The organism is Clostridia bacterium, from assembly GCA_012840125.1.
In the GTDB taxonomy this organism is placed as follows: Bacteria; Bacillota; DULZ01; order DULZ01; family DULZ01; genus DULZ01.
Map to the genome: position 1 here is coordinate 1 of DULZ01000099.1, position 1,975 is coordinate 1,975.

Consider the following 1,975-nt stretch of genomic DNA (forward strand, 5'->3'; position numbering starts at 1 on the left):
AATCAGGTAACAGCTATAGCACTGCTGTAACGAATCGTTAGTCCATATTCGGTCCAACTTTTATCGAAGCAATAGAAAGGGGATATGTTTAGATGGCTATTACCAATAAAGCTGAACAGTTAAAAGGAGTTAGGCAATACCATATCGATTTGGAAGAAGGGGATGTAGGTAAATATGTCCTACTGCCTGGAGACCCGGCCCGTTCCGATATGGTGGCCAAGTATTTGGAGGACGCGAAACTGGTGGCCCACAAGAGGGAACACCGGACCTTTACCGGTTACTATAAAGGCATCAAGGTTTCCGTTACTTCCACCGGCATGGGCTGCCCGTCGGCGGCCATTGCGGTGGAAGAGCTGATTAATATCGGGGCGGAATGCTTCATCCGCATCGGCAGCTCGGCGGCCCTGCGCCCCGACATTCACATCGGCGACTTGATCATTTCCGTCGGTTCCATGAAAAACGAGGGTACCTCCCGCTTTTATGTGCCGGATTGCTTCCCGGCGGTACCCGACTTCGAGCTCACCAGGACCCTTATTGATACGGCGGAGAGGTTGAAGGATGAGTTAGGCTTTAAATATTATTACGGCATTAACGCCACCGACGACGCTTTTTACGGGGAAACCCAGGAGTGGATCGAAAAGCTGGCTTCCTTGAACATCACTAATATCGAAATGGAGAGCTCAGCTATCTTTACCATTTGCCACCTGCGGCAAAAAAGAGCCGCCATGGTTTGTGCCGCTTCTGCCAACTTGATGACTAATGAAGTGGTTTATGGCAGGGAAAATACCAAATTGGCCGAAGGATGGGATAAAGAAATCAAGCTGGTCTTGGAAGCCATTGCCGCTTTTGAACAGAGGAAACTGGTCTAATGTGGTGAATAAGTAACCCTACGGGGAGGGATGAGGAAATGGCATGGAGCAGGGAAAAGGTGGCCGCCTTGATTGACCATACTTTACTAAAACCGGCGGCCACCCTGGGCGATATCCGGTCCCTATGCGAGGAAGCGAAAGAACATGGCTTCTTTTCGGTGTGTATCAATCCTTGTTATGTGAAAACGGCTAAGGAGTATTTAGCCGGCAGCCCGGTGCAGGTTTGTACCGTCATCGGCTTTCCCCTGGGAGCCAATACCCCGGAGCAAAAAAGACGGGAAACGGTGGAGGCTGTCCAACTAGGGGCGGATGAAGTGGATATGGTGATCGCCCTGGGGGCGGTGAAGGCCGGGGATTGGGACTATGTGCGGCGGGATATCCGGGCCGTGGTGGAAGGAGCAGCGGGTAGACCGGTGAAAGTCATTTTGGAAACGGGGCTGCTGGAGAAAGAGGAAATTGTGCAGGCGTGCCGGGTAACCCAAGAAGCCGGGGCCCATTTTGTGAAGACTTCCACCGGTTTTTTAGCCGGCGGGGCTACCCTGGAGGCGGTATCCCTCATGCGGGCCGCCGTGGGAGAGCATTTCGGGGTGAAAGCTTCCGGCGGGATCCGCACTTTACAGCAGCTAAAGGAAATGGTACAAGCGGGTGCCAACCGGATTGGCAGCAGTGCGTCTGTGGCGATTATGAAGGAATTCGAGGATGCCGTTAGCTTGGATTGACGCGGGAAGGGAGATGTCCATGAAACGGAGAGTCATGCTGATTGTCTTGGATGGGGTGGGTATTGGCGCCCTGCCTGACGCTCACCTGTTCGGCGATGAAGGAAGCAACACCCTGGGAAATGTGGCCCGCCGGGTGCAGCTGCAGCTACCTTGTTTAGGCAGCCTCGGCTTGGGGAACATTGCTCCCCTGGAGGGCATTGCTCCCGCGGCCCATCCCCTGGCCGCCTACGGCAAGATGGCGGAACGTTCCCCCGGCAAGGACACCACCACCGGCCACTGGGAGATGGCCGGCATCATCCTGGATAAACCGTTTCCCGTGTATCCAAACGGTTTTCCACCTGAGGTTATCGAAGAATTTGAAAAACGGACCGGCCGGCAGGTGCTGGG

3 protein-coding genes are annotated in these 1,975 nt (G+C 54.2%); all 3 read left to right on the forward strand.

Annotated features, from left to right (window positions below; translation table 11 throughout):
- The first annotated feature begins 92 nt into the window (after positions 1-92).
- Positions 93-869 carry a nucleoside phosphorylase gene (locus tag GXX34_11730; protein HHW08176.1) on the forward strand — a complete coding sequence of 259 codons (777 nt, stop codon included), beginning with the start codon at positions 93-95 and terminating at the stop codon, positions 867-869.
- Between the two features lie 38 nt (positions 870-907).
- Positions 908-1,588 (forward strand): deoxyribose-phosphate aldolase, encoded by a 681-nt coding sequence (gene deoC / locus GXX34_11735; GenBank protein ID HHW08177.1) that lies wholly within the window; start codon positions 908-910, stop codon positions 1,586-1,588.
- A 19-nt stretch (positions 1,589-1,607) separates the two neighbouring features.
- On the forward strand, positions 1,608-1,975 hold a 368-nt coding region (locus GXX34_11740), incomplete at its 3' end, for a phosphopentomutase (protein HHW08178.1).